24 protein-coding genes and 1 pseudogene are annotated in these 26818 nt (G+C 47.6%); 14 read left to right on the top strand and 11 right to left on the bottom strand.

What is annotated here, in order from left to right; all coding sequences use genetic code 11:
- The first annotated feature begins 39 nt into the window (after positions 1–39).
- The 6 genes from ACJJI4_RS10925 to asnB all read left to right on the top strand — a co-directional run bounded on the left by ACJJI4_RS10925 (position 40) and on the right by asnB (position 8330).
- The gene (locus ACJJI4_RS10925; RefSeq protein ID WP_444928090.1) at positions 40–2220 is read left to right on the top strand and encodes an FUSC family protein; all 2181 of its coding nucleotides are present in this window, start codon (positions 40–42) and stop codon (positions 2218–2220) included.
- A gap of 17 nt (positions 2221–2237) precedes the next feature.
- Positions 2238–2450: a DUF1656 domain-containing protein gene (locus tag ACJJI4_RS10920; RefSeq protein ID WP_353057030.1), complete on the top strand. Its 213-nt coding sequence runs from the start codon at positions 2238–2240 to the stop codon at positions 2448–2450.
- Positions 2451–2491: 41 nt separating this feature from the next.
- A complete protein-coding gene (locus tag ACJJI4_RS10915; protein ID WP_413662253.1) occupies positions 2492–3574 on the top strand; it encodes an HlyD family secretion protein in 1083 nt (360 codons plus the stop codon).
- A gap of 40 nt (positions 3575–3614) precedes the next feature.
- The gene (locus ACJJI4_RS10910; protein WP_444928089.1) at positions 3615–5075 is read left to right on the top strand and encodes an efflux transporter outer membrane subunit; all 1461 of its coding nucleotides are present in this window, start codon (positions 3615–3617) and stop codon (positions 5073–5075) included.
- Between the two features lie 172 nt (positions 5076–5247).
- Entirely contained in the window at positions 5248–6249 is a 1002-nt protein-coding gene (locus ACJJI4_RS10905) for an aspartate/ornithine carbamoyltransferase family protein (protein WP_444928088.1), read from the top strand.
- 41 nt (positions 6250–6290) lie between these two features.
- Positions 6291–8330, top strand: a complete 2040-nt coding sequence (gene asnB / locus ACJJI4_RS10900) for an asparagine synthase (glutamine-hydrolyzing) (RefSeq protein ID WP_444928087.1) — start codon at positions 6291–6293, stop codon at positions 8328–8330.
- A 252-nt stretch (positions 8331–8582) separates the two neighbouring features.
- Here asnB and ACJJI4_RS10895 read toward each other — a convergent pair whose 3' ends face one another.
- A complete protein-coding gene (locus ACJJI4_RS10895; protein WP_444928086.1) occupies positions 8583–9758 on the bottom strand; it encodes an alpha-hydroxy acid oxidase in 1176 nt (391 codons plus the stop codon).
- Positions 9759–10030: 272 nt separating this feature from the next.
- On the opposite strand from ACJJI4_RS10895, the gene ACJJI4_RS10890 reads away from it, so the two are divergent.
- From ACJJI4_RS10890 to ACJJI4_RS10880, 3 genes are all read left to right on the top strand, one after another.
- Complete coding sequence (locus ACJJI4_RS10890) at positions 10031–10357, top strand: hypothetical protein (RefSeq protein ID WP_444928085.1); 327 nt, start codon at positions 10031–10033, stop codon at positions 10355–10357.
- Between the two features lie 95 nt (positions 10358–10452).
- Positions 10453–10728, top strand: coding sequence for a GNAT family N-acetyltransferase (locus ACJJI4_RS10885; RefSeq protein ID WP_444928084.1), 276 nt, complete (start codon positions 10453–10455; stop codon positions 10726–10728).
- A gap of 15 nt (positions 10729–10743) precedes the next feature.
- Positions 10744–11037, top strand: a complete 294-nt coding sequence (locus tag ACJJI4_RS10880) for a GNAT family protein (RefSeq protein WP_444928083.1) — start codon at positions 10744–10746, stop codon at positions 11035–11037.
- 1 nt (position 11038) lies between these two features.
- Here the strand turns inward: ACJJI4_RS10880 and ACJJI4_RS10875 are convergent, their stop codons facing one another.
- Entirely contained in the window at positions 11039–11467 is a 429-nt protein-coding gene (locus tag ACJJI4_RS10875) for an Rrf2 family transcriptional regulator (RefSeq protein WP_444928082.1), read from the bottom strand.
- 115 nt (positions 11468–11582) lie between these two features.
- Between ACJJI4_RS10875 and ACJJI4_RS10870 the strand changes: the two genes are divergently transcribed.
- Positions 11583–12482: an NAD(P)/FAD-dependent oxidoreductase gene (locus ACJJI4_RS10870; protein WP_444908008.1), complete on the top strand. Its 900-nt coding sequence runs from the start codon at positions 11583–11585 to the stop codon at positions 12480–12482.
- 105 nt (positions 12483–12587) lie between these two features.
- Here the strand turns inward: ACJJI4_RS10870 and ACJJI4_RS10865 are convergent, their stop codons facing one another.
- The 4 genes from ACJJI4_RS10865 to ACJJI4_RS10850 all read right to left on the bottom strand — a co-directional run bounded on the left by ACJJI4_RS10865 (position 12588) and on the right by ACJJI4_RS10850 (position 18901).
- Positions 12588–13973, bottom strand: coding sequence for an L-serine ammonia-lyase (locus ACJJI4_RS10865; RefSeq protein ID WP_444928081.1), 1386 nt, complete (start codon positions 13971–13973; stop codon positions 12588–12590).
- Positions 13974–14161: 188 nt separating this feature from the next.
- Complete coding sequence (gene cmoB, locus ACJJI4_RS10860) at positions 14162–15139, bottom strand: tRNA 5-methoxyuridine(34)/uridine 5-oxyacetic acid(34) synthase CmoB (RefSeq protein ID WP_444928080.1); 978 nt, start codon at positions 15137–15139, stop codon at positions 14162–14164.
- A 7-nt stretch (positions 15140–15146) separates the two neighbouring features.
- Positions 15147–15890 (bottom strand): carboxy-S-adenosyl-L-methionine synthase CmoA, encoded by a 744-nt coding sequence (cmoA, locus tag ACJJI4_RS10855; RefSeq protein ID WP_444928079.1) that lies wholly within the window; start codon positions 15888–15890, stop codon positions 15147–15149.
- A 101-nt stretch (positions 15891–15991) separates the two neighbouring features.
- On the bottom strand, positions 15992–18901 hold the full coding sequence (locus tag ACJJI4_RS10850) for an insulinase family protein (protein WP_444928078.1): 2910 nt from the start codon (positions 18899–18901) through the stop codon (positions 15992–15994).
- A gap of 177 nt (positions 18902–19078) precedes the next feature.
- On the opposite strand from ACJJI4_RS10850, the gene ACJJI4_RS10845 reads away from it, so the two are divergent.
- From ACJJI4_RS10845 to ACJJI4_RS10835, 3 genes are read left to right on the top strand one after another with little or no spacing between them, the layout of a single operon-like run.
- The gene (locus ACJJI4_RS10845) at positions 19079–19810 is read left to right on the top strand and encodes a DUF599 domain-containing protein (RefSeq protein WP_108733516.1); all 732 of its coding nucleotides are present in this window, start codon (positions 19079–19081) and stop codon (positions 19808–19810) included.
- Positions 19797–20132, top strand: a complete 336-nt coding sequence (locus ACJJI4_RS10840) for a nucleotide pyrophosphohydrolase (RefSeq protein WP_444928077.1) — start codon at positions 19797–19799, stop codon at positions 20130–20132. Before ACJJI4_RS10845 ends, ACJJI4_RS10840 begins: the two co-directional genes overlap by 14 nt.
- Positions 20125–20916, top strand: coding sequence for a methyltransferase (locus ACJJI4_RS10835; protein ID WP_444928076.1), 792 nt, complete (start codon positions 20125–20127; stop codon positions 20914–20916). The genes ACJJI4_RS10840 and ACJJI4_RS10835 overlap by 8 nt, the downstream gene beginning before the upstream one ends.
- Here ACJJI4_RS10835 and ACJJI4_RS10830 read toward each other — a convergent pair.
- Positions 20913–21422 (bottom strand): DnaJ domain-containing protein, encoded by a 510-nt coding sequence (locus ACJJI4_RS10830; protein WP_444928075.1) that lies wholly within the window; start codon positions 21420–21422, stop codon positions 20913–20915. The two genes, ACJJI4_RS10835 and ACJJI4_RS10830, sit on opposite strands and share 4 nt — an antisense overlap.
- A 413-nt stretch (positions 21423–21835) precedes the next feature.
- Here ACJJI4_RS10830 and msrA point away from each other — a divergent pair, with 413 nt between their 5' ends.
- Positions 21836–22459 carry a peptide-methionine (S)-S-oxide reductase MsrA gene (msrA, locus tag ACJJI4_RS10825; protein ID WP_444897012.1) on the top strand — a complete coding sequence of 208 codons (624 nt, stop codon included), beginning with the start codon at positions 21836–21838 and terminating at the stop codon, positions 22457–22459.
- 142 nt (positions 22460–22601) lie between these two features.
- Here msrA and ACJJI4_RS10820 read toward each other — a convergent pair.
- The 4 genes and pseudogenes from ACJJI4_RS10820 to ACJJI4_RS10805 all read right to left on the bottom strand — a co-directional run.
- Positions 22602–22799 (bottom strand): annotated as a pseudogene (locus ACJJI4_RS10820) (IS30-like element ISVsa7 family transposase); the annotation flags it as partial.
- The gene (locus ACJJI4_RS10815) at positions 22787–22990 is read right to left on the bottom strand and encodes a helix-turn-helix domain-containing protein (protein WP_444928074.1); all 204 of its coding nucleotides are present in this window, start codon (positions 22988–22990) and stop codon (positions 22787–22789) included. The pseudogene ACJJI4_RS10820 and the gene ACJJI4_RS10815, both read right to left, overlap by 13 nt.
- Positions 22991–23093: 103 nt before the next feature.
- Positions 23094–24344, bottom strand: a complete 1251-nt coding sequence (locus tag ACJJI4_RS10810; protein WP_444928073.1) for a PDZ domain-containing protein — start codon at positions 24342–24344, stop codon at positions 23094–23096.
- A 203-nt stretch (positions 24345–24547) separates the two neighbouring features.
- Positions 24548–26146, bottom strand: a complete 1599-nt coding sequence (locus tag ACJJI4_RS10805; protein WP_444928072.1) for a PQQ-dependent sugar dehydrogenase — start codon at positions 26144–26146, stop codon at positions 24548–24550.
- Positions 26147–26818 lie beyond the last annotated feature (672 nt).

Below are 26818 nucleotides of genomic sequence, written 5' to 3'. Positions count from 1 at the left end.
TGACGAATTAATAGTATGTAGAAATGGTCGGAGAAAGCTTTGCAGTTGTCTCGTAATGTTAAAGAGTCGATTAAGCTAGCAACAGCTTTAGTGATCGTTTATGCCATTGCCTTGGGCCTGAATTGGGAAAAACCTTTTTGGGGTGGATTTGCTGTTATTGTTTGCAGCCAGGCAAATCTTGGGCAGTCGCTAAATCGAGCTATTTTGTGGATTTTAGGGACGCTATTTGCCTTGCTGGCTGGCTGGATAATCGTCGCGTTATTTCCACAGGATCGCTGGTTGTTTATGATCGCCCTATCTATTTGGGTGTCTATCTGTGTTTATTTTTTACAGAGGTCGAACTACCAGTACTTTTGGCTTACAAGTGGTTATGTCATCTTTTTATTGTGGGATGTGACCGGTGGTGACTTTTCTATCTCCTACAAGGCTGGGGTATTACGTATTCAGGAGTCCCTGCTCGGAATAATTGTCTACGGATTGGTAGCCGTTTTGATCTGGCCTAACTGTAGTCGTGGTGAGTTAAGAAGAGCATCTCTGGAATTATTGAGAGAGCATCGTCGGTTTGCGGATAATTGTTTTTCCCGGGTTAGAAGTGGCGAGAAAATAAAAATTAGGCGTAAAAAGCGTGTTGCTCTTTTAGAGCTTGATACGCGCTTACAAACAGCCATTGGCGATGCGAGCTCAGATAGTTATGAGGTGTGGGAATGTCGAAAGCAGTGGGGTCACTTTGGTCAATCTGCGACAGCCGTCACGCAATCCCTCTTGAAGTTGGAAGAAAGCTTAGCCCTCTCTGGTGATCTTGGTATATCAAAATTCCTTATTGGTGTCGACGAATACATGCCCGACATTGAGGGGCGTCTCGCGCAAGTGGAAACTGCCCTTTCAGAGGAAATGCCTGTAGATAGTGCCAATGGGAGAGTGGTTCGAGGAAATATTGAAGAAGTAAAGAGGTTGTCAACCTTTGAAACCGCTGCTTTAGCCGTTACTAGAAAATCCTTAAATGACTTGGAGGTAGAAACCCGATCTCTGATTGATTCAGTAAATGATATACAAACCCGGGGTGACTCCTATTCGAGACAGGTAAGTAGTGATGGTATAGGGTGGCTTGGAGCTTTGATGCCCGACCCAGACAGGTTGACTAATATTGTCCGTGTTCAGATGGGAATGTGGATCGCTTATCTGGCATATCTTTTTATCCCTGATATGATTGGTGGATTGCTGGTTATATTACTGATAACAGTAATAGGTATTCTCGCCTCAATGACCCCCAAAATTCAATTGTTTGAAACCTGTGTTTTCACGATTTTAGTATGCATATTATCGGCACCTATATATTTCTTTTTAATGCCGAAATTGCATGGATTTTATTCGTTGGCTGTCGTGATCTTTGTATGGACGTTTGTAGTAAGCTTTTCCTCAAATAAGGTCTTTGGGCCCCAGTCGATGATTCGAACCTTGGTTCTTATCTTTCCTCAGATTATTTTCAATTTCAACAACTCTCAAGAGTATAGTTTTGTGGTTTACACAAATTATCTATTTGTGTTAGCAATAATTTTTTGTATTTTGGCCGTTTCAAGAAATATCCCCTTCACTGCCCACCCAGAAATAAACCTGAAGAGAAGTATTGATAGAATTCTCAATAGTGCCGCATGGCTGGTGGTGGAGGGCGATATTCCGAAAAAGAAGAGGAAGTCATTGTTTTTCCGGTTATATATATTGTACCACCTGAATATTATTATGATCTCAAGGAAGAGAGTGTTCTATTGGGTGGAGGGTATTTCTGATAAAAAAATGCGGGGTATGACCAGAAGCCAGATGCAAAGCCTTATAGGTTTGGCTATGTTGATATCCAACCAGGTTAAGCTGTTATATAAGATAGATAAAAAGAAAATCAATTTTGTGGCTCCTAAAAGATTACTTCGCGAGGCATTCATATGGAGGCGGCTTGCAAGCAAAATACTTATCTATTTTTCTGGTGGAAACCAAAAGGTTGATATTGAATCCCTGCGAAGAGGTTATAGGAGGATATTTGAAAGGGCAAATATTGATGTCGGTGAGTTGATGGAGCTGAGGGAGTGTAGTGAAAAATCCAGAGAGGGTGTAACAAACTTTCTTTATTTCTTGGGTGTTACCCACTGCATCAATAACTATCTGGTAGAGTTTCGTCGCGTTTCAGAATCTGTGGATTGGAAGGCTTTCTGTGAGGAAAGGTGTCTTTAATGTCTGTAGGGTTTTAAATGGAAAGAGTACCGCACGATATATCAATAGGCAGTTTCTATCTATCACCAATATTGGTGATAGCTTTGTTTGGTGTTGTTGCAGCCTTGTTAACCGCTAGGCTTTTGGATCGGTATCGTTTATCCCGATATTTTGCCAATCCACCGGTTGTTATTATCTCCCTCAGTGTAATTTATTCAATTTTTATAGGAAGGATATTCTTGGGAATATAGTAGTGGCTAGGTATAGAAAATATATTTTTACTGGAACAATAGTGCTTGTAGCACTGCTGTTACTTATTGTCCAGTTCTGGAGGTATCTCAATAATCCCTGGACCAGGGATGGAAAGGTGCAGGCGGATATTATTCAAGTGACTCCCAGGGTAACTGGACAGGTAGTTGAGTTGCCTATTAAGAATAATCAGTTTATTAAAGCAGGGGAACTACTGTTTCAGATTGATCCGAGAATATATGAAGCAGCCTTGGAAGAGGCCAAGGCAGAGTACGAGGAAGCTCTCGATACATACCGAGCGCAAAATAAGAATGTTCTCGCTTATGAGGCCAGGATTAGGGAATCAATAGCAAATATTGATCTGGCAAAAAGTAATATTGGCGCGCTTGATGCGGAAATTGCAAGAACCAAAGCTGAATATGATCGGCAGAGAGAACTGCTACCCCAGAGAGCGACATCAGTAAGGGCATTGCAAGCAGCTCAGGCTGAGTATGAATCCACAATTGAGTATCGAGCGGGTGCAGAAGCCAGCTTGGTGGAATCTATGGCTACGTTGGAGCAGTCGCAAGCGGAGCTGGAGCAGGTTAGAGCACAGCTGGGTGCGCTTGGAGCCGATAACCCGGGCGTTCGTGCGGCTTATGCGCTGCTAGAGCAGGCGCGGCTAAATCTGGAGTATACAACGGTTGTTGCTCCGGTTTCTGGTTATGTAACGAATATTGATTTTCGTTACGGTGATCAGGCCGTCGCCAATCAACCCGCACTCTCGGTAGTTGATATAAGCACTTTTCGCATTGATGGTTTCTTTCGTGAAACTTTTGTTCGTCGAATTGCTCCGGGGGACAAAGCTTTCATGAAGCTGATGGCTTATCCTCATCTAGAGCTGGAAGGGTATGTTGAAAGTATTGGCTGGGGGATTGCTCGCAAAGATGGAACTGCGGGTAATGACTTATTGCCAATGGTAGATCCCACATTTGATTGGATTCGCCTTGCACAGCGTATTCCCGTTAGGATTCATCTGACAGAAGTTCCCGAATCTGTAAAGCTTCGTGTTGGATTTACCAGCTCGGTGCTAGTAATGAGCAATTCTGCGGGCACCGAGCAAGATGAACCGGTGCAATCTCAATAGTTTCAGGAAAGGGTTAATACGGAGCCTACAGGGGTGTCTGTTGGCATTGCTACTCATCTTCGGTAGTAGTTGTATGCTGGGGCCAGATTACCATCCCCCGCCGGTAGAGGTCGAAAATGAGTGGATCTATCAAACCAGCTCAAAACTGGATACCTTGGAAGCCGTTAACCCATTGTGGTGGCAGTGGGCATTTTCAGATGTAACGCTGGACGAATTAGTCTCACTTGCGATTGAGAATAATCTGGAGCTGCGCTCAGCAGCCCTTAGAGCTCTTCAGGCCCAGCAACAGCTTGCAATTGCAATCGGCAACCAATACCCGCAAACGCAACAGCTTGAAGGACTTATTGATCGTTCAAAGTATGTTCGATCGGGTATCACAGGTAATCTGCAGACTGAATACTACCCGAACTTTAACTTAACTTGGGAGTTAGATACTTGGGGGCAGTTGAGACGGTTGGTTAATTCGGCCGCAGCAGATTTTGAGGCCAGCATAGCGGACTATGATGGTGTGCTGGTTTCTATTATTGCCCAAGTGGCACAAACCTATATCAATGTTCGTACGACGAAACGCAGACTGGAAGTTGCCCGGGAGAATATTCGTGTGCAGCGTGAAGGTTTAAGGATCGCTAGAGTCAAATTTCTTGCAGGTGAAGTCAGTGCATTGGATGCAGAGCAAGCACTGGCGCTGCTAAGTAACACAGAAGCCAGCGTACCGGGTCTGGAGATAAATTTGCAGCAGTTTGAAAATGCCCTGGCAATTCTTCTGGGAATACCTCCTAATAGTTTGAGGTACATAGTCTCTTTTCCCTCATCCATACCTATGATTCCCAAAGTCGTTACTGTTGGGATGCCACAGGATCTATTAAGGCAACGTCCCGATATTCGTGCAGCAGAACGACGGCTGGCAGCTCAAGGTGAGTTAATAGGTGTTGCGAGGGCGGAACTCTATCCAAATTTTAGTATCGGTGGAGAAATAGGGGCTATAGATATTAATGGTGGTCAACTCAATGGCAGTAGTAGTGCCTGGGATCTGTTCATTGAATTTGACTGGAATCTCTTTAACTACGGAAGGCTCCGTAGCAATGTCAGGCTACAGGATGCGATTTTCCAGCAGTTAGTATCAGACTATCAGCAAATAGTTCTGTTAGCGCAAGCTGATGTGGAGAACGCTATTGTCGCTTATATAAAGTCTCAAAGGCAATTGGTTCATTATGAGGTGGCTGCCCAGGCCTCCCAGCGATCTGTCGATATTTCCTTGTCTCAATATACCAATGGTCAGGTTGAATTCGATACTGTGATAACTACTCTGGTATCGGACGTTCAACAGCAGGATATTTTGGCGGTAGCGCGAGGCGCCGTGGCAGCGAATCTAGTGCAGGTATATCTATCGCTCGGAGGTGGATGGCAGATACAGCAGGGAATTCCACCATTTCAACTTCTTCCGGAAGACATTCAGCAGGAAATGCTAGAAAGAACACCGTATTGGAATAAAGTTGAATAAAATTGGTTGAAGATTCTTAGTTTGATGGTGGTACTAGATATATGAATTTAAGTAACCGTATTGTAAGTGCTTTATCTGCACACAGCTTATTCAAGCGATAATTGTCCCGTCAAATTCTATTTAGGTTTTGGTTATGGTGGCTAACACTTCGTTCGACAAAGATACAAATTTGATGGCAAAAGCTCTGGTAGAGACTATTCCAGAGCGGGGTAGATACTTAGAGTCCCTAACTGGTAAAAGTCTTATATCGAGCAGTCAGCTTAATAGAGATGGGGTATTGCAGTTACTCAGACTTGCTGCTCGTTGTGAGCTGGATAACAGAAAGTTCTCATGTCATTTAAACAATAAAATCTTAATCAGCGCATTCTTTGAGTCGAGCACCAGGACGAGGCTATCTTTTGAAAGCGCTTGGCTGCGACTTGGAGGGAGCACCGTTTCAATTACAGATAAAGGGACAACACGTATTGGTGTCGGAGAGAGCTTAAGAGACGTTGCAGAGATGGTAAGTAATTATGGTGACTGTGTTGTTTTAAGGGATTCTTCTGAAGAATCAGTAAAAATTATGTCCAATAATTTAAGTATACCAATTATCAATGCTGGCAATGGGATAGATGAACACCCCACACAGTCCCTTATCGATCTATATGCACTGCTAAAGTGGAATCCCAACATTCTATCAGGAAAAGAACGAAAATTCTCCATTGGCTTAATTGGAGCGCCAGCTCGAATGCGAGCGGCGAGAAGCCTATTGATACTCATGAGCTGTTTCCCTGAGTTTTTCTCAGAGGTTTTTGTGCTTTGTGATGAGGAGGAGCAAGAACCGTTTCGGCAAGCGCAATTATCAATGCTTCAGGAAAAAGGTCTAAAAATAAGGTTAACGGATAAGGTTGGAGATATTCTTCCCCGACTCGATGTGGTCTATATGAATTCTATATCCCTAAAAACAATGGGGCATAGAGATTTTGGGTCTGGATATTTTATAGATAATAATTCTCCTTTGAAAAAACAAGCCATCGTGCTGCATCCTTTACCCCGAATGGGGGAGCTTGATAGTGATCTGGATGATACGTCCCATAATTGGTATTTTATACAGGCAAAAGGTGGTGTGTACGTCAGGATGGCGCTGGCAATGGCTATCTGTGGTCGCCCTAGTGAGGTCGTAGACATTATCTAGCCTCTCCAGTTTCGAAATGATCCCAATAAAGGGTGTCGTCTATGTGCGGAATAGCTGGAATTCTTCATAGTGCGCGTGCAATGCCTGTCGATGGTCAACTCCTTCTAAATATGGCTGCTATCCAGTTCCACCGTGGCCCGGATGGTGTAGGTTTTACAAACCCTCCAGGTCTAGGATTTGGGATGAGTCATGTGCGCTTATCGATCAATGACCTGAGTGATGAGCGCGCTTCTCAGCCTTATGTATCAGAAGATGGTCGTTACTATTTGGTTCATAATGGTGAAATCTATGATTATCAGCGAATAAGAGCCAGACTGAGGTCCTCTGGAGCTTCTTTTTTAAGTAAAAGTGATTCCGAAATTATCTTGCATCTTATTGTGGAGTTAGGTCTTGTTCGGGCTATTAAACATCTTCGAGGAGAATTTGCATTTGCCGTTTACGATCAAATGGAGGACTGCCTCTATTTGGTTAGAGATCGGTTTGGAGTGAAGCCACTTTATTGGGCAAGAATTAAAAAAGGTTTAGTATTTGGTTCTGAAATTAAAAGTTTGTTTGCCCACCCTGATGTCCAAAGAAGACTAACAGCGCATGGAGTGTATCACCAGCTTATTCAGGTATCGATTCCTGGAACAACCGCTTTTGAAGGGGTTTTCCAGGTTGAACCTGGGTGCATTACAAAAGTTAAGCGAGACAACACTGAACTGGCTGTTACTCAACATAAATATTGGGACATCGATTTTTTGGTTTCAGATGAGTATGCTCGTGGCAAGTCTGATGAGTATTACATTGAGGGTTTGCGGGAACAAATTATAGACTCCGTGTCTTTGAGGCTTCAAGCTGATGTCCCAGTAACCTATTATCTTTCAGGTGGTGTTGATTCGGGTAGCTTGCTTGGGGTAGGGCAGTCGCTTTCGCAGCAGGATCTCACCGCCTTTACGATAGCGTTTGAAAATCCGGATTACGATGAGTCTTATATCGCAGAGGAAGCCGCGAGTGAGATTGGTGTCAACCAATTCATAGTAAAGGTAACTGATGAAGAAATATATGAAAATTATTCAGAAACCATCTGGCATACCGAAAGGACATTTTACAATACATTATCAGTAGCTAAATTTTTACTCAGCAAAGCTGTTAGGTCTAATGGCTACAAGGTTGCAATAACTGGGGAAGGGGCAGATGAGCTATTTTCTGGGTATCCTGCATTTAAAAAAGATTTTTACTTGTATGGCACATCTGAAGCTGAGTTAAATAAACGAAGAACCTGGCAGCAACATCTAGAAAGGAGCAATAGCTTATTTAAGGGAGCTATGCTGCCAATTGATAGTTATCGATCAGAGGGAATGGAACGGACTTTAGGATTCACCCCTACATGCTTGCAATCCTGGTTAAGCTGTCATCATCAAGCAGAAAAATTGCTTAACAAAGAGTGGCACAAAGAAATATCTGGTTATGATGCCGGGAAGGCAATTATTGATACGCTAGATTTATCACAACTTGAAGGTAGACACCCGCTGGATGTTGCTCAGTATGTTTGGATTAAAACTATGTTTGAGACCCAGATATTGGGCTGGGTAAGTGATCGAGTGGATATGGCACACTCCATTGAAACCCGTCCGGCCTTTCTCGATCATCACCTGGCTGCGTTTGCTATACAAATCCCACCATCGGTCAGGATTAGCGGAACTACAGAAAAGTATGTTCTTCGCGAAGCGATGAAGGGAGTCCTTCCGGATGTTCTATATAAAAAGCAAAAGTTTGCATTCATGGCTCCTCCGGTAGAGACCGTTACCGGAGCTTGGGATTGGGTGCAACGAGTTATTGATAAATTTCTCAGCCCAAAGGAGGTTAATTTAGCTGGATTGCTGCGATACTCGGAAATAGATACTTTAATTGAAGAGTATAAGTTACCGACTCTGCATCGATCAAAAAAGGTTCAATTGGATGCGATGCTCAATCATATCCTGGGAGTGCAAATATTATATAAGCGTTTTATTGAGGCTGATCTGCCATTGTTGGCGAAAGAAAAATCTTCTCTTCTTGGTTGGAGTTTGGATCGTATGGTTAAGTATCGTAAAAATTAGAAAGTAATAGAGGGCGAGATGTTTTTTGAAGATCTTGTACTGTTTAATTGCCTTTTTACGTAAGAAGTAGATAAGTAATCTTATGGCTATTCAGGTTGGTTTACAGTCAGCCTACTTAATATGAAAAGTTACTAGAAATTCTGTTTCGGCTCGCTGTAACTTTTATTATTCTGCATACAGGTGAACTTGCGATAGCTCAACTCTAATTTGTTAGCCTAAAATTAGCGTTAGGATAAATAGTGCTATGCACCATCATAGAGGTCTTGGAGTTATAGAGAGTTCTACCTTTCCACAAAGATCTTTAAGCGTATTAGCCCCAACTTGTTGCATTACCTGCATCATTTGAGCTTTTAATAGGTAGATCGCATGATTACCTCCTTCATTGCCAAGGGCACAGACGCTATACATAAAAAACCTTCCCAGAAAGCAAAAGTTTGCCCCTAGACCACAAGCACTTGCGATATCTACACCGGATCTGATTCCACTATCGATAGCCAAGGAAATCCTATCCTGATAGTTGGAAAACCTTCCCAGTAGAGGGAGAGTTGCTTCGCCTAAATCAAGTTGCCGTGCACCGTGATTGGATAAAATGACTCCATCCGCTCCGAGTTTGATGGCTTTTTGAAGATCGTGTTCACTCATTATCCCTTTAATAATAAGTTTATGGGGCCATAGATCTCGTATACGTTTTACACTGTCAAAATCCAGTGGGCCCATAGTTGTGGTGTTCATAAACTCGGTTAGTTCAAGTTTTTTGTTATCGGTATCAATGTAAGGCTCTAGATTTTTAAATTTAGGGAGACCGTATCGCAATGTGGATAGGCTCCAATTTGGCCTGAGTATCGCTTGCCAGATATTTTTTACATTCAATTTCGGTGGCATTGCCAATCCGTTGTGGAAGTCTCTGGGGCGTAAGCCAAATGTAGGAACATCAATGGTAATGACTAAATGTTGATATTGGGCAGAGGTTAGTCGGGATAGCAGGTCAGAAAGAATGGCTGGGTCTGTTGGGTTGTAGAGTTGGTACCAGGCTGTTCCCTGTGAGACTTCAGAAATTCGCTCCAGTGATTCAGAAGATACAGTGCTGAGGATGAATGGGATCTTGTGCTCATATGAGGCTTTGGCAAGTATTACAGGCGCATTTGGCCACATAAGCCCCTGCAGTCCAATGGGCGCTATGCCAAATGGAGCACTGTATAGTTTCCCAAAAAGTTCACACTTTAAGCTCGGTGTGGAGTTTGGTCGGAGATATTGAGGGGTGAACTTTATAGAATCGAATGCCTGGCGATTTCGGCACAAACCAATATCATCCATACAGCCTTCTATTAAGTATTCATAGGAAAATTTTGGAACTCTCTGCTTTGCTCGATTTTTAAGCCGCTCTGAACTTGCGAAGTGACGGTTAAATAGACTGTTGTAATTGGTCATACCCCCCCCTTTCTGAGTACCTTAGAGATTAGACTAGTCTAGTTATATAGAAGGTGCCGCCTGGAGCAGAAGTGACAATACACATGGGTTGTCGAGATTCTTTCAAATATTGAATTCATTACTACGTACTAATTGGTTGTGGGGAGAGTGTTTCCTTTAGTTGTATTCTGGCTTAAAAAGTTGCCTCTGTATTACTTGCCTGTTATCTGGGATTTTGCAGGGATACGGTAGGGTGTTATTCTCGAAATCTTAAAGGGGTAAGAGGGTTGATAATGCGTAATACCTTTTGGGTTTTTATTTTATTGATATTAGCCGGTTGTGCAAAACCACTCCCTGAAGACAAGTTAGATTACGCTGGCACTTGGATTGGTAGCCAAATAAGTTTGATCATAACAACTGATGGCCGGGTCTTGTATGAACGGGTTGAAGGGAGCTTTACAACTTCTATAGAGGGGCCGATAAAAGAGTTCAACGGAGATGATTTCTGTGTTGGATTTTTATTTTTGACTGCAAATTTTCATGTTTCCAATCCCCCTTATGAAGAGGATGGGATTTGGCAGATGACAGTGGATGATGCTCGGCTAACTCGGGTTGATTGATCAGTTCGCGTTATAAATTAGTATCTGGTGTATATGGAGTAAAGAGAAGAATAGAAATACTTTCTATTATTTTCGATATCCCTTAAGGAGTTTCGTTGAATACAAAAATCAGACACCTAGAAGAATCCGATAATAAGGATTTGTTCGAGATTCATAGTTTTGCCTCAGTAAATGAAAATACCTCTCAACTACTTTTCCTAAGTTCTGATAAAGTCGCTAATCTTTTTTCTGATCCGAATAATTATACCTTGGTCGCTGAGTTGGATACTAAGGTTGTTGGGTATGTCACTCTGTTCTTAACCAATAAAATCCGGGATAGGCATAGCGCTGTGTTGGCAATAGCAGTACATCCTGAATTTCACGGTCGGTGAATCGGCCGGATGTTAATGAAAGAGGCACTTGATCAGACTCACAACTGGCTGAACTTAATCCGACTGGAGCTGGAAGTTCATTTTGATAATGGTGCTGCGATAGCACCTTATGAGGAGTCGGGCTTTCAGGTGGAGGGAACCAAGCGATTTGGCAGGTTTAAGGCGGGTCGTTATATAGAAGTTTTGTTGATGGCGAGAATACGCCCTGAGTACCAAGCTAGAGCATTGGGTGCACCTTGCTATCGCAAAATGGACCTGGATATTAGGGAGGCTCAGAATCGAAATTTGGATCTCCCTAGGGCGAGGTGAATTATTCCGAAGTCTCTATGTGTGTAAATTCTCCACCGAGCTGATCCAGGGTGATCTCACCAAATCGCGCGAGTAAAATACTCTCCGCCTCATCCATTGCATCCTTTAGGGCGGCATTTACTGCTTGCTCAATGATACAGTTAGTGTGTTCGTCTGTGAGGCCTATGGTAAAAACTGAGTTGTCTCCCAGTGCTTTATGGATATCCAGAAGTGTAATTTCATGCAGGGGCTTCGCCAGTGACCAGCCCCCATTGTGCCCTTTACTGGAGCGCACGTACCCCTGATCCCGCAATAGCGCCATAGTTCTGCGAGCCACCACAGGATTGGTGAGGAGCATAGCTGCCATCTTGTCTGAAGTAACCGGCTTGTCGGTCATGTTTAAATGAATCAGGACATGAAGTGCCCTGGATAGTCGGCTGTCTTTACGCATAAATCACCTAGGTTTCCGTCCTGTAGCTTATCACGAAACTTTTTCTGTTACGTGTATTGTCTAGGTTCGAATCTTTGTGTAACAATAAAAGTTACATGATATTGGAGAGGTGACTATGGATACGGATGTATTGATCATCGGTGGAAGTTTTGCCGGTTTATCTGCGGCGATGCAGCTGGTTAGGGGAAGGCGTAAGGTCGTTGTACTGGATGCTAAGAGACCTCGAAACCGCTATGCAAAAGCGTCACACGGCGTGTTTTGCCTGGATGGAAAGGCACCAGAGGAGATCCGAACCACGGCGCTTTCTCAACTACAAGCTTATCCGAGCTTCCAGCTGGTTGAAGGGGCTGCGGATAGTGTGGATGTCCAGGAAGAGGGTTTTGTTGTCGCTGCACAGGGAGGTGCCACTTTTAAAGCGAAGAGGCTGATTCTTGCAACGGGTATTACGGACCAGCTACCTGATATCCCCGGGGTAAAGGAGCGCTGGGGTAGGAGTGTGATTCACTGTCCCTATTGCCACGGTTATGAGCTGAGTGATCGCCCTTTAGGTGTGCTGGCTACCTGTGAGCTGTCTTTCCACCAAGCGGCGATGATTCCCGATTGGGGCGCAACTACCTTGTTTACCCAGGGCCAGTTCAATCCGCAGGGGGAAGTGCTCGATCATCTGCTGGCTCGGGGAGTCATGCTGGAAGAAGCCCCGATTACGCAGTTGGAGGGAGAGGGGGATAGTTTAAGTGAAGTTGTTTTAGCGGATGGCCGCAAGTTGCCACTGGAGGGTCTCTACGTGAGCCCCAAAGCGAAGTTGACCTCTCCGTTTATCGATCAATTGGGGTTGGAGCTGGAGGAGTCGTTTACCGGGCGGATTGTAAAGGTGGATCCCTTTAAGGAGACTTCTGTAAAGGGGGTCTTTGCTGCTGGGGATTTATCCAACCCGATGCAAAGCGGAACCTTTGCGATTGCATCCGGCACCATGGCGGGTGTTGGGGCTCATCGCTCGTTGATATTTAACCAGTGATTTTTAAAGACCGGTGGGGGTTCGTAGGAGATATGCCACAAAAAGAATTTGGTATCTTCCGGGCTAAAAGCGGCAGGAGCGGATTTGTGCTCCTGCCGAAAAATATCAGCAGTTCACAGCGTTTACTGCGAGCCCGCCGAGAGAGGTCTCTTTGTATTTGCTCTGCATATCGATACCGGTTTGACGCATCGTCTCGATAACGCTGTCCAGCGGTACGATATGAGCGCCATCACCGCGCAGGGCCAGGCGTGCGCCGTTAATGGCTTTTACTGCACCCATGGTGTTGCGCTCGATACAGGGAACCTGCACCAACCCGCCGATTGGATCGCAGGTAAGGCCGAGGTTGTGTTCCATACCAATTTCAGCAGCGTTTTCAATCTGCTGGTTGGTGCCGCCCTCTACTGCGGCCAAGCCGGCGGAAGCCATGGAGCAGGCTACGCCGATCTCTCCCTGGCAGCCCACCTCAGCGGCAGAAATAGAGGCATTCTTTTTAAACAGCATACCGATAGCGCCGGCGGTGAGCAGGAATTTCACTACCTGGTCTTTCAATTCACCGTGAATTTTGCTGTCGTGTACAAATTCCACGTAGTAGGCGATAACGGCGGGAATCACACCAGCGGCGCCGTTAGTGGGTGCGGTGACGATGCGCCCGCGCGCGGCATTTTCCTCATTGACGGCGAGAGCAAAAAGACTAACCCAGTCGAGAATGGCGAGGCCGTGGTTGCGCTCTTCTGGACTCTGTTTACTCAACTCCCGGTAGAGTTCGGCAGCGCGGCGGCGCACATTGAGGCCGCCGGGCAAGATGCCATTCTGGTGGCAGCCTCGCTCAATAGAGGCATCCATTACTTTCCAGATATTCCACAAACGGTCTTTGACTTCCTGCTCGCCGCGGAAGGCTTTTTCGTTTTCCATGGCCAGCTCGGCAATAGTCCAACCGTGATGATCACAGATCTTCATCAGCTGTTCTGCATTGCTGAAGTCATAGGGCAGAAGGGTGGCGATTTCTTCTTTGTGAGCGAAATCTTCTTCGGAGAGCACAAAGCCGCCGCCGATGGAGAAATAGCTGCGCTCGAACAGTAGCTCTTCGCCAGCGTAAGCCTGGCAGGTCATTCCGTTGGAGTGCTGGGGAAGAAATTCCTCCATATGGAAAACCAGATCGCGCTCGCGAATAAATTCGATATCCTGGTCACTATTTAATAATAGGCGGCGCTCGCTCTGGATTTGCGCCATTTTCTCGTCAATCGAGTCGACATCAATGGTGTCTGGAGATTGGCCCAATAGCCCCATCAGAACTGCCATATCGGTGCCGTGACCAACCCCGGTCAGGGCCAGTGAGCCATACAAATGGACTTGTACGCGGTCTGTGCTGGGCAGTTGGTCCCGGTCTTGTAAATCCTGCACGAATTGGCGGGCAGCGACCATAGGGCCCACCGTGTGGGAGCTGGAAGGGCCAACCCCAATTTTGAAAAGCTCAAAAACGCTAATACTCATAAATATTCTCTGCGCCGGGCTGCATCCTGCGGCAGCCCTCCCTAAAGGATATAGTTGCACTATTTAGGGGCGCACTTTGCCTTATGAGTCGCAACAATCAAGATGGTGCTCCCCATTCCGTACAAAATTCTATTAGCAGCAAATTTTGCGGAATTTATGAGTTCCCAGACCTTAAGCGTATAGACAAGCTACGGCGCTTCCGCGACCAAAACCGCTCTCTTGGGCGCGGGGTGACCTTCCACGGTTTTGTCTGGCGATTCCGGGTCGAGAAAATCTGCCAGGGATTCGAAGTGCATCCAGTCGGTGCGCCGCTGTTCCTCCAGGCTGGTGGTGTTCAAATCCACGGTCCTGGGGTTGCGGAAACCGCACTTGCGCAGCCAGCTCTCCAGGGTGGCGCAGCTGGGGAAAAACCACACATTGCGCATCTTTGCATAGCGGTCTTCGGGTACCAGGCAATCGCCGAGTCCGCCGTCGATAACCAATGTCTCTAATACAAGCTGGCCGCCGGGACGGAGGGTCTCGCGCAATTCGCGCAGGTGATCCATGGGTGAACGGCGGTGATAGAGTACCCCCATGGAAAAAGTGGTATCGAAAGCGCGCAAGTTTGCCGGGAGCGCTTCAATACCCAGGGGCAACAAATCCACTGGTGCTTCCCGGCCCAGGTATTTTTTCAGCGCGTAAAATTGCGCGATAAATTTGGCGGAAGGATCAATACCGATGACCCGGCGCGCGCCGGCGCCGTAGGATCGCCAGCAGTGGTACCCATTGCCACAGCCCACATCGAGCACCAGTCGATTTTTCAGTGGTGCCAAGTGCGGAAGTACCCGATCCCATTTCCAATCGGAGCGCCACTCAGTATCAATATTTAGTCCAAATAACTCCCAGGGGCCTTTGCGCCAGGGGTGTAATTTGCGCAGTTCCCGCTCCAGGGCTTCGAGTTGTTCCGGGCTGGCATCGGCGGCAGTGCCTGCGCTGACCTTGCGGTTGAGTTCGATTGCGGAGGGCGTGATTTCCGGTAGGGCTTCCACCGCTGCGCGCCAATCGGGCAGGTCGCCCCAGCGATGAGGACTCAGGTTTTCAGCCACCTGTGTTGGCAGCTGGGCCAGCCAGGTGCGCAGGGCGGGAACGTGTTGCAGGCCTTGATAGAGTTGGGTGTAGTCGATCACGGGGTACTTACTTTTCCGGCGCGCCTTTGATGGCGATTAAAGAGGCAAAATTAAAACACTGGAACCAGACATCGACACTGGTAAAGCCGACATTTTTCAGTCGTGTGCGGTGGGTATCCAGGGTTTCCGGAATTAATACATTCTCCAGGGCAGAGCGCTTCTGTGCGATTTCCAGCGCGCTGTAACCGTTGGCGGCTTTAAAGGAGTGATGCAGTTCGATCATTAATTCGTTGTGAGCCTTATCGGCGAAGTCCACTTTCTCGGAAATAATCAGAATGCCGCCGGGGCGCAAACCATCGTGGATTTTCTGCAGGATTTCTTCGCGCTCTTCCACCGGAATAAATTGCAGGGTGAAGTTGAGCACTACGACTGAGGCATTTTCGATAGCTACGCTTTGCAGGTTGTCGCAGATAAGTTGAACGGGAACCTCGCCGCTATCGGCTTCGAGTACCGTACGCGCCTGATCAACCATGGCTTGTGAATTATCTACGGCGACGATTTCACAGTCGGCAGCGGGAATGCGATGGCGCATGGCCAGGGTTGCCGCGCACAGGGAACTGCCCAGGTCATAGCAGCGGCTTCCGGCTTGGGCGTAGCGCTCTGCCAGGGTGCCGATCATGGCTACGATCGTGGTGTAGCCGGGCACGGAGCGCTTGATCATATCGGGAAAAACTTGCACCACCTGGCGATCGAACTCGAAGCCAGCTACTTGGCCCAGTGGGTTTGCATAAATATTGTCGTGTTTACTCATTGGAACTTCGCTAGAGGATAACGGCGATAGATCGGCGCCGGTTTTTGGCCGGCGCCGCAGAGCTTCTCCGGACAAATTGCCGGGGAATCGTCGAGCTCCAGTTAGAGCTTCTCTTCCTTCAGGTTGAGTTTGGCTGCTGCTTCGCTACCTTGGGGACCGGTAACAATGGCGGTACTGGCCTTGCTCGGGTCCAGATAGGTGGCACCGACGCGTTGCAGGTCTTCCAGGGTAACTTCCGTAACCTGTTTGCGGAATTGCTGGCGCGTCTCGTGGGTGCGGCCGTAAAGGCCCGAGTGGAAGTTCTTCTTGGCTTCACCAGCGGGGGAGCCGGGTTTATCCAGACCGCCGACGACGCCGAGGATCGCTTCCTCAACCTGTTCTTCCTTGTGCTTCTCTTCGGCCAACCACTTCAGGGATGCGTCGAAGTCCTCCAGGGTTTCACCCATACGCGGATCGCGGTAGGAGTAGAAGCGGAATACGCCAATATTGCTGTCGTGGCCGGCTCCGCCGCCGTAGGCGCCGCCCTGTTCGCGGATGGTGCGATGCAGGAAGCCGTTGCGCAGGAAGCCGCTCAAAACCGACAGCGGTGCCGCATCCGGGTGGGACATAGGCACAGTGGCGTAGGCCTTGGCACAGAAGTTCACCTGGCTGTTGGCAACCCAGAGTTCCTCGATTTGTTTGCGTTCGAAAGGTGCAGCGGGGTTGGCTGCGGCGATGCTGGAAGTCGAGGTCAGTGGCATCAGTGTCTGGCTGAAATCGCCAATTTTCTCTTCTTCACCCACCAGCAGGAACTGGCGCGGTGCTGCGAGGATTTTCTGGTGGATAGCCTGGAATTGGGTGGAAAGGTCTTGCAGGCCTTCCTCTTTTTCCAGCCCGGCAACCAGGGCTCGCAGGTTGCGCAATCCCAGCAGACCACCGCTGGCATGGCTCTCCCAGGCGGCGCGGTTGTAGCCGGCACTGGCGGCAGCCATGGCGAGGGCGTGGCCGTTGCCGACAACACCCTGTTCGCGGCGGGCGAGAGTTTGCTGTAGCAATTCCTTGATGCGGGCGTGCTCGTCAAAACGCACCTGCTCCATAGTGGCTTGCATCAGTTCAGTCAGGCCGCCCTGATTGCGAGCCAGCGCTTTACCGGACAGGATAAAGTGGCCGGACAAGTGATCCAGGTTGTCGATGGCAGTACGGCTGCTGGTGAAACCGTGCAGGGCGCCAACCACGCTGGTCTGCCACTGCTGGACTTCCAGGTAGTCTTTTTCACCCAGGCCAACTTCGCTCAGTACCTGGCAGTAGTAGGGCAGCAGTTGTTTTTCGGTTTCGGTGAATTCCGGTAGCGCGCAGACCATTTGTTGGTAAACCAGGCCGTTGGTGCCCGCGCTATAGCGGGTCAACTTCTGTGGGCCCAAGTCTATTGCTTCGCCTTTGACATCCGGAAGCTCTGCGGGAATATCTTCCACGCCGACCTTGGGCAGGATAGAAGCGTCGTCCTCGCGGTTTTGTCGATCGGCCAGGGCTTTGGCCGTTTCGACAATCTGTGCTTTTTCTTTTTCGCTGAGAGCGGCTTTGATTTCCGCCAGCTGGTCTTTCTCCGCCTGCTCGCGGCGCGCAGCCAACTGCTCATCGGGACTCAGTACCATACGTACGCGATGCTGGTTCTCCAGCAGAAGTTCACGGGCTTTATTGGCGATAAACTTCGGATCTTTGATCTGCTCGCGCAGACGCTCCAGGGTGGCATCGATATTCAGCAGGCCGATGGCATCGCCACGGTGAGTGGCGCCGGTCAATGCGGTGAGAATCAATTGCAAGCCGAAGGGGTAGCCGTCGCCACCAATTTCCCGCTGTTGTAATTCCAGCTGGTGCAAGCTGGCTTCTACCTGTTCGTAGGGGATGCCGTTTTCCGCCACGTCCCTCAGCACGTCGAGAACTTGTTGCTCAAGCTCGTCGGCACTTTCGCGTTCGCTGCCTTCAATACCGCAGACAAACACCAGTTCGCGTTGGGAATCGTCCAGGCCAACCAGCGGGGAAGGGGAAGTGCCCAGGTCGGTGGTTTCCAGCAGCTTCATCAGCGGTGAGGCGCTGTTATCCAGCAGTACACCGGCGAGCAGGTGTGCGGTCAGGGCTTCTTCAAGATCGGTGACATCACCCAGCAGCCAGCTCAATACGATATGGGTCTTGGCCTTCAGAGGCTCGCCATTTAACGGGTAGTGCTCTTCGACTTTCAGCGGCGCCTGGTAGCGGTCTTCGCGCCCAACCGAGATGGTCTTGTCGAGCTTCTCGAATTTGTGCAGCGCTTTTTCTTCAAACGCAGCCTGGTGTTCCGCTGCGGGAATATCACCGAAGGTCATAAAGGTGGCGTTGCTGGGATGGTAGTGGCTGCGGTAGAAGGCAACCAGCTGCTCGTAACTCAGCTTTGGAATATCGGTAGGTTCTCCACCGGAGTTGTAGTGATAGGTGGTGGTGGGGAACAGGTATTTGCTCAGGGTGTGCCACAGTTGCGAGGTGACGGAGCTCATAGCGCCTTTCATCTCATTGAACACGACACCTTTGTAGACGAGCTCGCTGCTCGCATTATCCGCTTCGGCAAATTCCAGGCGATGGCCTTCCTGGGCAAAGTCCAGCGGGTCCAGGCGCGCAAAAAATACCGCATCCAGGTAGACGTCGAGAAGGTTGTCAAAATCCTTTCGATTCTGGCTGGCAAACGGGTAGGCGGTCCAATCTGAACTGGTGAAGGCGTTCATAAAGGTATTGAGTGAACGCCGGATCATCATAAAGAAGGGATCGCGCACCGGGTACTTGTCACTGCCGCACAGGGCGGTGTGTTCAAGAATATGGGCGACACCGGTGGAGTCTTCGGGCACGGTGCGCAGGGCGACAAGGAAAACATTTTCCGAGTTGTCTGCGGCGATGTGCAGGTGCTGGGCACCGGTCGTAATGTGTCGGTATTCCTCGACGCGCACGCCGAGAGAATCAATGTCTGCGCTGGTAACCAGTTCAAATGCAGGATGTGAGTTGCTCAAAAGACAGCTCCCTGGAGTTATATGAATTTTCTGGCCGGCCACTGCTGCCGGCGAAAGGGCGCTATTCTACCGCTTGCACACATCGGAAAGACAGTGTTGACAAGGATGCCAGTAGGGCGAAGACTTCGCTTGCCGAAGCTACGGCATAAATGTAGACGAACACGGAGATATTAGAGGTTGTCCTGGTTGGATATTGCCAGTGTCATTGGCTTTTTTATCACATGGGTGGGTTATACCGTTTTTGCGCGAAAAAAAGCCAAAGAGACCTGGTGCCTTACTTCATCACTTCAGTGGTATCGCGTTGAGTGGATGATGCGGATGCTCGATCGAGACATGCGCATGGCGGATACCGCTATTCTCAGTAACCTGGAGCGGGTCATTGGTTTTTTTGCCTCTACCAGTATTCTTATTCTGGCGGGTTTGGTGACGGCTTTAACGGCGAACAAGGCTGCCATCGAAGTACTTACCAGTTTACCTTTTGCGGAGCCCACCACCGTTGAGCAGTTTGAGCTCAAGGTGATGTTGCTGATCCTGATTTTTATCTTCGCCTTTTTCAATTTTACCTGGTCACTGCGCCAGTACTCCTTCGCCAATGTACTTATTGGGGCAGCACCGCCGCCAGAAACCGGTGATCTATCTGAGGAAGAGCGACGCCGATTTGCCATCAGTACTGCCAAGGTGATCGACCACGCGGGCCACAGTTACAACTACGGTCTGCGCTCTTATTATTTCTCAATGTCAGTGCTGGGCTGGTTTATCCATCCAATCCTGTTTGTTGCCGGCTATCTGTTTGTTGTCTGTGTTTTATACAGGCGAGAGTTTCTGTCCCGCGCACTGAATTCAATTTTGGCGGCCCGGGAGGGTGGGCTGGAGCGCCAGCAGAGGAAAAAATTCGATGAAAGACCGTGAAATCCTGGCGGCTTTTGATGAGGTCGCTGAAATGTGCGGCTGGCAGTCACTGCATACCCCAAAAAACCTGGCCATGGCGCTATCTGTGGAAGTTGCAGAGTTAGGGCGACACTTTCAATGGTACAGCGATAAAGATATCCAGAACCTAATGGCAGGCGACAAGGCCGATCAAGTTGCCGCTGAACTGGCGGATATTCAGATGTACTTGAGCAAACTGGCCGCTGTACTGGGGGTTGATATGGAAGAGGCGCTACAGCGCAAATTTGCCGAGAACCGCCGCCGATGCAATGAGGCTTTGCAAGGTGAGGGCTCCGATGGGTGACAGCCTGCGTAAAGATCGAAACTTTGATGATCTCGCTCACCGTTTTCGCAACCGTATCTATGGCGGCCTTAAAGGGGACATTCGCCTGGCAGTGCTCAACCGGGATCTGGCGCCGCTATTGGGGAGCGAGCAGCGCACTCTAAAAATCGTTGACGCTGGGGGTGGCCAGGGCCATTTTGCCATGGATCTGGCTGAAGCGGGGCACGAGGTTTTCCTAGCCGATATCTCCGCGCAGATGCTTGAACTCGCGGATGCGGAAATTCGGCAGCGCCATCTGCAAAAGCAAATGACCTTGCTGCATAAACCCCTGCAAGAATTGCCGCAGGTAGAAGCTCTAAAGGACGCCGATCTGGTAATTTGCCACGCTGTGCTGGAATGGTTGGAGCAGCCGCAACAAGCATTGCAGCAGCTGCGCAGCCTGTTAAAACCTGGTGGGCATCTTTCGCTCACTTTCTACAATCGGCGTGCCCTTGAGTTCCGCCTATTACAGCGGGGCAGTTTTCGCCAGCTGGACCGCAATATTGAAGGGGATAACTGGGGCGGCCACCCTGGCAGCCTTACTCCACAGAATCCACTTCTGCCGGAATGGGTGGAAGACTGGCTGACCGAAGCGGGCTTTTCCGTGGTTTGTCACAGCGGTATCCGCTGCTTCCACGACTTTATGACGCCATCAATCCGGGAAAAGTTGCCCGCGTCGGCCATTGTGGAAAAGGAGCTTGAATACTCCCAGGTGGACCCCTATCGGCAATTGGCCAGGTATATCCACCTGCTTTGTAAGGTTTAACTAAGAATGCTTAGTAGTAGCTCCTTGGCGGCGTTGATACGCGATGCCAGGTAATCGTTGCCGCCGCGATCTGGGTGGAGTTTTTGGATCAATTTGCGGTGTGCACTAATGATTTCATCTCTGCCAGCATCGGCATCAACGCCAAGGATTCGGCGCGCTTCGTGTTCCGAGAGTGGCGGGCCCTCGGAGTTGTGTGGCGGAGGATGTTGAGTGGCCCCTGGATTTGGGCGCCTGTTTGAATACTTTTCAAACAGTGGCATCAACCAGGGTAAATAACGGGAGAGCTGACTGAGTAAACGGCCCAACACAGGAAGAATGAGCACCAGCGCTGCTCCTACCCAATGCAGGCGCCCGGTGATAGCCAGCACAACCACTATTACGGCGACGCCGGCGATACAGGCCATAAAAATCTGCTTGCGCCGCTCCTGCGGTGAGCTAGATTTGATTTTTTGCCAGAGATACCAGGCACCGATGGCGATTAAAATCAGTAGGATTAAGCGCGCCAATGACGACTCCTTATAGTGTTGATCTGCCAATGTTTGTTCTGCGTATCATAGAGTCCTCTTAACTACTTGATTCGCGGATTAATATAGTAAGGGAGTCTCTGAATAATTCCGTAAGGTCTCTGCGGGTTTTGAAGGCTGCAGAGCTTATGCACAGCTCGCCAGCGAATGGCCAAGAGCTGCAAAGTACCAGCTGTGGCCTTCAAGACCCGCCCTGCGGGGCTTTCAGAGCGATTCACACTCTGCGTTGCGACTTTTTGAAAGGTCAGGACATTCCTACAAAGCCGCGCCTTGATTGTGAACCGCTCTGAAAGCCAGAGGCACCACGGAATTATTCAGAGGCTCCCTAGATCTGGGAGGATAAGCGCCTTCGAGCTATCCTGACAAAAGAAAATACCTGCACTTGAGAAAACAGTATGCAATACGACAAATTTCAGATACCCGATGCGGACCAGGTGCTGCCCGGCCGGCCCCAGCCGATGGAGATCAGTGGCACCCACTTTGTAAATGGCAACACCATTAAAGAGCCATTTCCTGAGCACCTGGAAGTCGCCATTTTTGGTATGGGATGCTTCTGGGGCGCAGAGCATGTGTTCTGGGATACGGATGGTGTGTTTGCCACTGCCGTTGGCTACACTGATGGCGCCACCGAAAACCCGAACTACGATGAAGTCTGCACCGGCCGTACAGGGCACGCGGAGGTGGTGAAAGTAATCTTTGATCCCAAAAAGGTGAGCTACGCAGAACTCCTGCGGGTCTTTTGGGATCACCATGACCCAACCCAGGGTATGCGCCAGGGTAACGATATCGGCTCCCAGTACCGTTCCTGTGTTTTCTGTCTGAACGAAGGCCAGAAACAGGAGGCGGAAGCGAGCAGGGCGGCTGTGCAAGAAGCGTTGGACGCCAAAGATCGTGGGTCAATCACCACCGAAATTAGCATGGCTCAACCGTTCTACTACGCCGAGGAGTACCACCAGCAATATATGGCTAAGAATGAAGACGCGGTTTGCCCAATTCTTCGCAACCCAATGCATGACTAAGAATTGATAGATTGCAGAAGCAGGCGGCGCGGTGACTGCTGCCTGTTTTTGTGATGCTGAACACAGTTACTTCCACTTCACTTTTCTGTCTTTTTCCTGCCTTCTCTGAACTTACTTCTCTGTATTTGGCTGTCATTAAATCCTAGGTTGCCAATATAAGTGACACACGCCTGCCCGCTAGAAATTCTAGTGGGCTCAAGTAATTTAGAATCTTTCTTGGACGAGTGTTTATTCGGAACGCTGCATCGTCAATATGGCTTTTGGGTATTTTGTCAATTTTCATACCTTTCGGGAAGAAGCGTCTCAGTAGACCATTCGTATTTTCGTTCAATCCACGCTCTCAAGAGTGATTATGCCCTTCTCGATAAGGGTTGGCCGACCACTACGAGCACGCTCACGTAGATCTTCAGTACCTTCCTGCTCAAAACGGCTTCTCCACCGATAAACGGTCTTCGGTGACGTTCTCTGTGCAGTAGCTACACCTGTAGGAGTCATGCCTTCGTTGAGCTGAAGAATTATCTTCGCTCGCATTACTTATCCATTTGGAAGGGTTGTTGATTGGCATCACTCGTTCAGAGTCGACACTTCACTATCAGAAACTTGAAACGATTTAGGTGTACGCATTATAGATACATTACACGGACGGTTCGCCATTAGTTACATTGCTTTCCGCATGGGCCACTAGTGTGTCCCAATAGTCATAGGCCTTCCTGAGCGCGCCCTCATAAACAATAAAACCTTCCTGGTTTAGAAGGTAAAATACTGGTGAATACTCAAGATCTAGGGATTTAGAAATCGAACTTTCCGGATCATATAGGAGTTCAAAAGGAACGCCATTATTGATGAGTTTTTCCTCATTTTCGTAGCGCCATTCTTCTCCTTCTTCTTTTTTAGGAGAATCCAAAATGACGTGCATAGGAGCAATTTTATCGGAAATATATTCAAACATACTTCCATAACAGCCTAGTGCATCATTGTAAGGTCCATTACCTCGATAGAATGGCATCACGCAAACGGGTAAAAGTTGACTGGCATCTAGTCTCGCCAATGACTCAGTAAGAGAGGTGGTACCCCCGCTACCTATATTTTCAAGAATATAGCTGCTCGGAAATCCTTTATTTATCCATTTATACCTCTTGGGAGCTGGATCAAATCCTTTCAGGTAAGTTTCTTGAGAGATTCTCTCAAACTCACCAGCATTGCTTCTATCTGAGGCTAACAGCCAGTGTTCAATACCTTCCTTATCCCCCCTCAGTTCACACCACTTAGAGGCATAAAAATAGGCTATGGCATGCTCAAATGTTTCATAGCTTGATAGTTGATTGTCGATGAAGTCAGAAATTAGATGGATACCTTCTTCTTCCCTGTTTGTTTCAAAAAGTGATGCACCTTTATAAAGCATTCCAGCATTTTTCCCGAAATTCTTAAATGCTTTTCTAATTATTCGGCTAATACTTGTGTCTGAATATATGGCCTCGCTTGCTTCAAGCAGTCTCTCCCAATCTCTGCGTTTCCATAGCAAGCGAAATCCCTCCCAGCCAGGGAAGCTGCCAGTCTTTAACTCCTTTAGGATATAATTTGAACTCGGCTCAGTAATAACCCCGAGAGGGACTGGGGATGCTTTGACATTTAATATTGTGTGATCACCGCGTGAATAAAAGCGGTAATTCACAGTTCTTCTACCGTAGGTTAAGTCAATTTCATCTTGAGCTATCAATGGTTCCCCATTGAAGCTGAGGATAAAGTCACCCTTCTTTAATCCAATGCTATCTGCAGGGGAATTTTTTGCTACATTGACAATAATGCTAGCGTTTGAGTTGTCAATGTCGCCTGTGACTTTTTGGGTTTCTTTTTTGTATTCCCATTTTGTGGGTGAACTAATCAAGGTCTTAAACTCCCTTTTGGTGCAATTTTTTTCAAAAGTGTATATTGTTACTGTTCTGTTAAGTTGGTATAACTGTCCAAAGGCAAAGGTTCATAGTTGCCTGTTGTTGTCAAGTTTAACTGATTTCCTAAGGTGCTTTTTCCTAATGCCAAAGGGTTGCATTTCTTAGTGTCGCGTATATTTTATGTTGTTCGCGGAAACAGTTATTCAAAAATAGACTTAATGCTATTGATCAATTGTTGTTTTTGTTCTTTGCTCATTGTAGATGATGGAGGCATTGGGCGAACAGGGTTGAATAGCGCTAGTTCGACATTCATGACTCCATCTGTAGACTTAAGCCAGCCGCTAGTGTTGTTTAACAGCTTTTCCGGTGATTTAACTATATCTTCATGGCATGAGGCGCAGTGTTCAATTAGGGTAGTTTTAAGGTTCGGGTGCTTGTCCAAAATTGTGGCCATAGTTTCAGCTTCAATGTTATCGTCGCCAGTAATAGGCTCTTCACTTATATATGACTCTCCGGCAGCAAGCCTTAAAATAGCTTTATTTTTGTCATCGACGATTAATAATGTTTCATCCATAAGCATAACTAAGCCAACCGGTGCGCCTTCGGGGCGAAGGTTATCAACCTGATTCCAGTTAGTGATAATTTCTATGTGTTGAGCTTGTTGTGACATTCCTCCCTGGGGGGCAAATGGATGGCGTGTCCACTCTGTGCTTGGTGCGATAGGGTCACGGTTAAACCATGCTTTGTCAGTTAAAATGGGTAGCCCATTATGATCGATATCATAGGCAACCAACCGATTACCTACCACACGGTACCCATGCCAGCTCATTAAAAGTCTATTATTTAGCGCTGGTATTTTACTGGATTGGCTATATAGCATATCTAGTGGGGCGACATGGGGGGGCAGAAGTGTATAGGGAGGGTGGTAGTTCTTGACATGGCAACCATTTTTGATTTTGCCTTGATCAAAAATTTCATTCAGGCAGTAGGGCCAGCCATAAAATCCATCTTCCCTAATTATATTGATTTCCTCATAGGGCTCATCAGCATCCTTCACATCACTGCTATTTTCTGCCTGTAGTATTACCCCGGAAGAGTGGGCCACCAGGGCCATTGAGTTCCTTAACCCATTTGCAATTTGTCTTCCTGTTGCGGAGTAGCTATCGGTAGAATTTTTATAGCTGTATTGCCAGAGTCCGTTCTCGTCTAGCTCATTACACTTACCATCCGTTATATGATGCTCACACTGGTCAGTTCTTGAGCCAAAGTTAATTAACAGTGAGTTGTCAGGTAGTTGAACGAAATTACTTAAAGGGTGCAGCGAATCCTTGTGAGGTAAATTTCCAATTATTACCTCATCAGAAACAATTTGGTTGTCTATTAACTCTAGCCGACGAATCTGATTAGTCTCTGCCACTAAAATACGTCCCTTGGGGTCCATCTCAATATCGTGAGGCATATTGAGCCCATGCAACAGAGGGGTAACTGTGACATTTCCTTTTAAATGATCATCAGAGGACTCAAGGAGCCAGAGGATTCCCTTACCCTCGGACCATCCGCCCATATCGGTTATAAGGAGACTGCGCTTGCCCAATTGGATCGCTTTACGGGGCTTCTTAAAACCTGAGAACTGACTGACAATCCCAATACAGGTTCCTTTAATGCTACCTACAGCAACTTTAGGGAATCCATCGCAACTGCTATTTAAAGGTAAGTAATTACCCGAAAAACAAATGGAAGGGAATAAAATGCTTAAAAATGACAGATACTTCAAGAATATACTACGCGTGTTATTCATATCACATAACGCTTAATGCACTTTCTACACAACCAGAGTTAGTTAAGATTGTGATGTCAGGTGCCTTTACTTACTAATTTTAGGGTGCATGCACTAACCACCCCCTTTCTTCTGAATGATGTAAAGCTATGCTTTCCTGTATCTCACGATTAATCTCCTTATGATTGAGACCTATAGATATTAGAATCTAGCAAGGCAAACACAGTTATTTCAATTCCCAGCCAGTTCTTCCCATAAGCTGATGCCGACAATAATTGGTGCGCAAGTATCAGTTCGGGTTACTCTCCTGAGACCTGTGTAGCCATCTTTTGCCGCTGAAAGCATGATCTATAAATTTTACTGGCATGTTCAAAACGGCTGCATTCTATCATCTGTTAGTAGATCTCGGAACTGAGAGGCATGCTAATTTTAGAGGCGTCTGGTAGTTCAATTTGTTGCACAGGCTTGGTGAAAAGAATATTCCATTAGGCTTTTGATAATTGTTCGCAATCTCGAGTGGCGATAAAATATTACAACATCATTGGCAGTATCAAGAGATGCTTGGAGGAAGGCGTAGTGTGGGTTATCCGCTTTATTCTGCTTGGTAAGGGCTGAGATATTTTCTAATGTATGTACCAAGAGTATTCATTGTAATGAGAAGAAGAATTTCACATTTGGTGTGATGGCTATAGC

Source organism: Microbulbifer maximicatervae (SeqCode), from assembly GCF_052467305.1.
Note: the sequence above shows the minus strand (reverse complement) of the source record. Positions and strands in the feature narration are given on the sequence as shown.

Bases quoted from the DNA above. Each gene is read 5' to 3' on its own strand.
- asnB (WP_444928087.1), top strand. From the start codon at position 6,291: ATGTGCGGAATAGCTGGAATTCTTCATAGTGCGCGTGCAATGCCTGTC.
- ACJJI4_RS10805 (WP_444928072.1), bottom strand. From the start codon at position 26,146: ATGAATAACACGCGTAGTATATTCTTGAAGTATCTGTCATTTTTAAGC.
- ACJJI4_RS10840 (WP_444928077.1), top strand. From the start codon at position 19,797: ATGAAAGACCGTGAAATCCTGGCGGCTTTTGATGAGGTCGCTGAAATG.
- ACJJI4_RS10815 (WP_444928074.1), bottom strand. From the start codon at position 22,990: ATGCGAGCGAAGATAATTCTTCAGCTCAACGAAGGCATGACTCCTACA.
- ACJJI4_RS10875 (WP_444928082.1), bottom strand. From the start codon at position 11,467: ATGCGTAAAGACAGCCGACTATCCAGGGCACTTCATGTCCTGATTCAT.
- ACJJI4_RS10880 (WP_444928083.1), top strand. From the start codon at position 10,744: ATGAAAGAGGCACTTGATCAGACTCACAACTGGCTGAACTTAATCCGA.
- msrA (WP_444897012.1), top strand. From the start codon at position 21,836: ATGCAATACGACAAATTTCAGATACCCGATGCGGACCAGGTGCTGCCC.
- ACJJI4_RS10895 (WP_444928086.1), bottom strand. From the start codon at position 9,758: ATGACCAATTACAACAGTCTATTTAACCGTCACTTCGCAAGTTCAGAG.
- cmoA (WP_444928079.1), bottom strand. From the start codon at position 15,890: ATGAGTAAACACGACAATATTTATGCAAACCCACTGGGCCAAGTAGCT.
- ACJJI4_RS10870 (WP_444908008.1), top strand. From the start codon at position 11,583: ATGGATACGGATGTATTGATCATCGGTGGAAGTTTTGCCGGTTTATCT.
- ACJJI4_RS10835 (WP_444928076.1), top strand. From the start codon at position 20,125: ATGGGTGACAGCCTGCGTAAAGATCGAAACTTTGATGATCTCGCTCAC.
- ACJJI4_RS10890 (WP_444928085.1), top strand. From the start codon at position 10,031: ATGCGTAATACCTTTTGGGTTTTTATTTTATTGATATTAGCCGGTTGT.
- ACJJI4_RS10865 (WP_444928081.1), bottom strand. From the start codon at position 13,973: ATGAGTATTAGCGTTTTTGAGCTTTTCAAAATTGGGGTTGGCCCTTCC.
- ACJJI4_RS10905 (WP_444928088.1), top strand. From the start codon at position 5,248: ATGGCAAAAGCTCTGGTAGAGACTATTCCAGAGCGGGGTAGATACTTA.
- ACJJI4_RS10920 (WP_353057030.1), top strand. From the start codon at position 2,238: ATGGAAAGAGTACCGCACGATATATCAATAGGCAGTTTCTATCTATCA.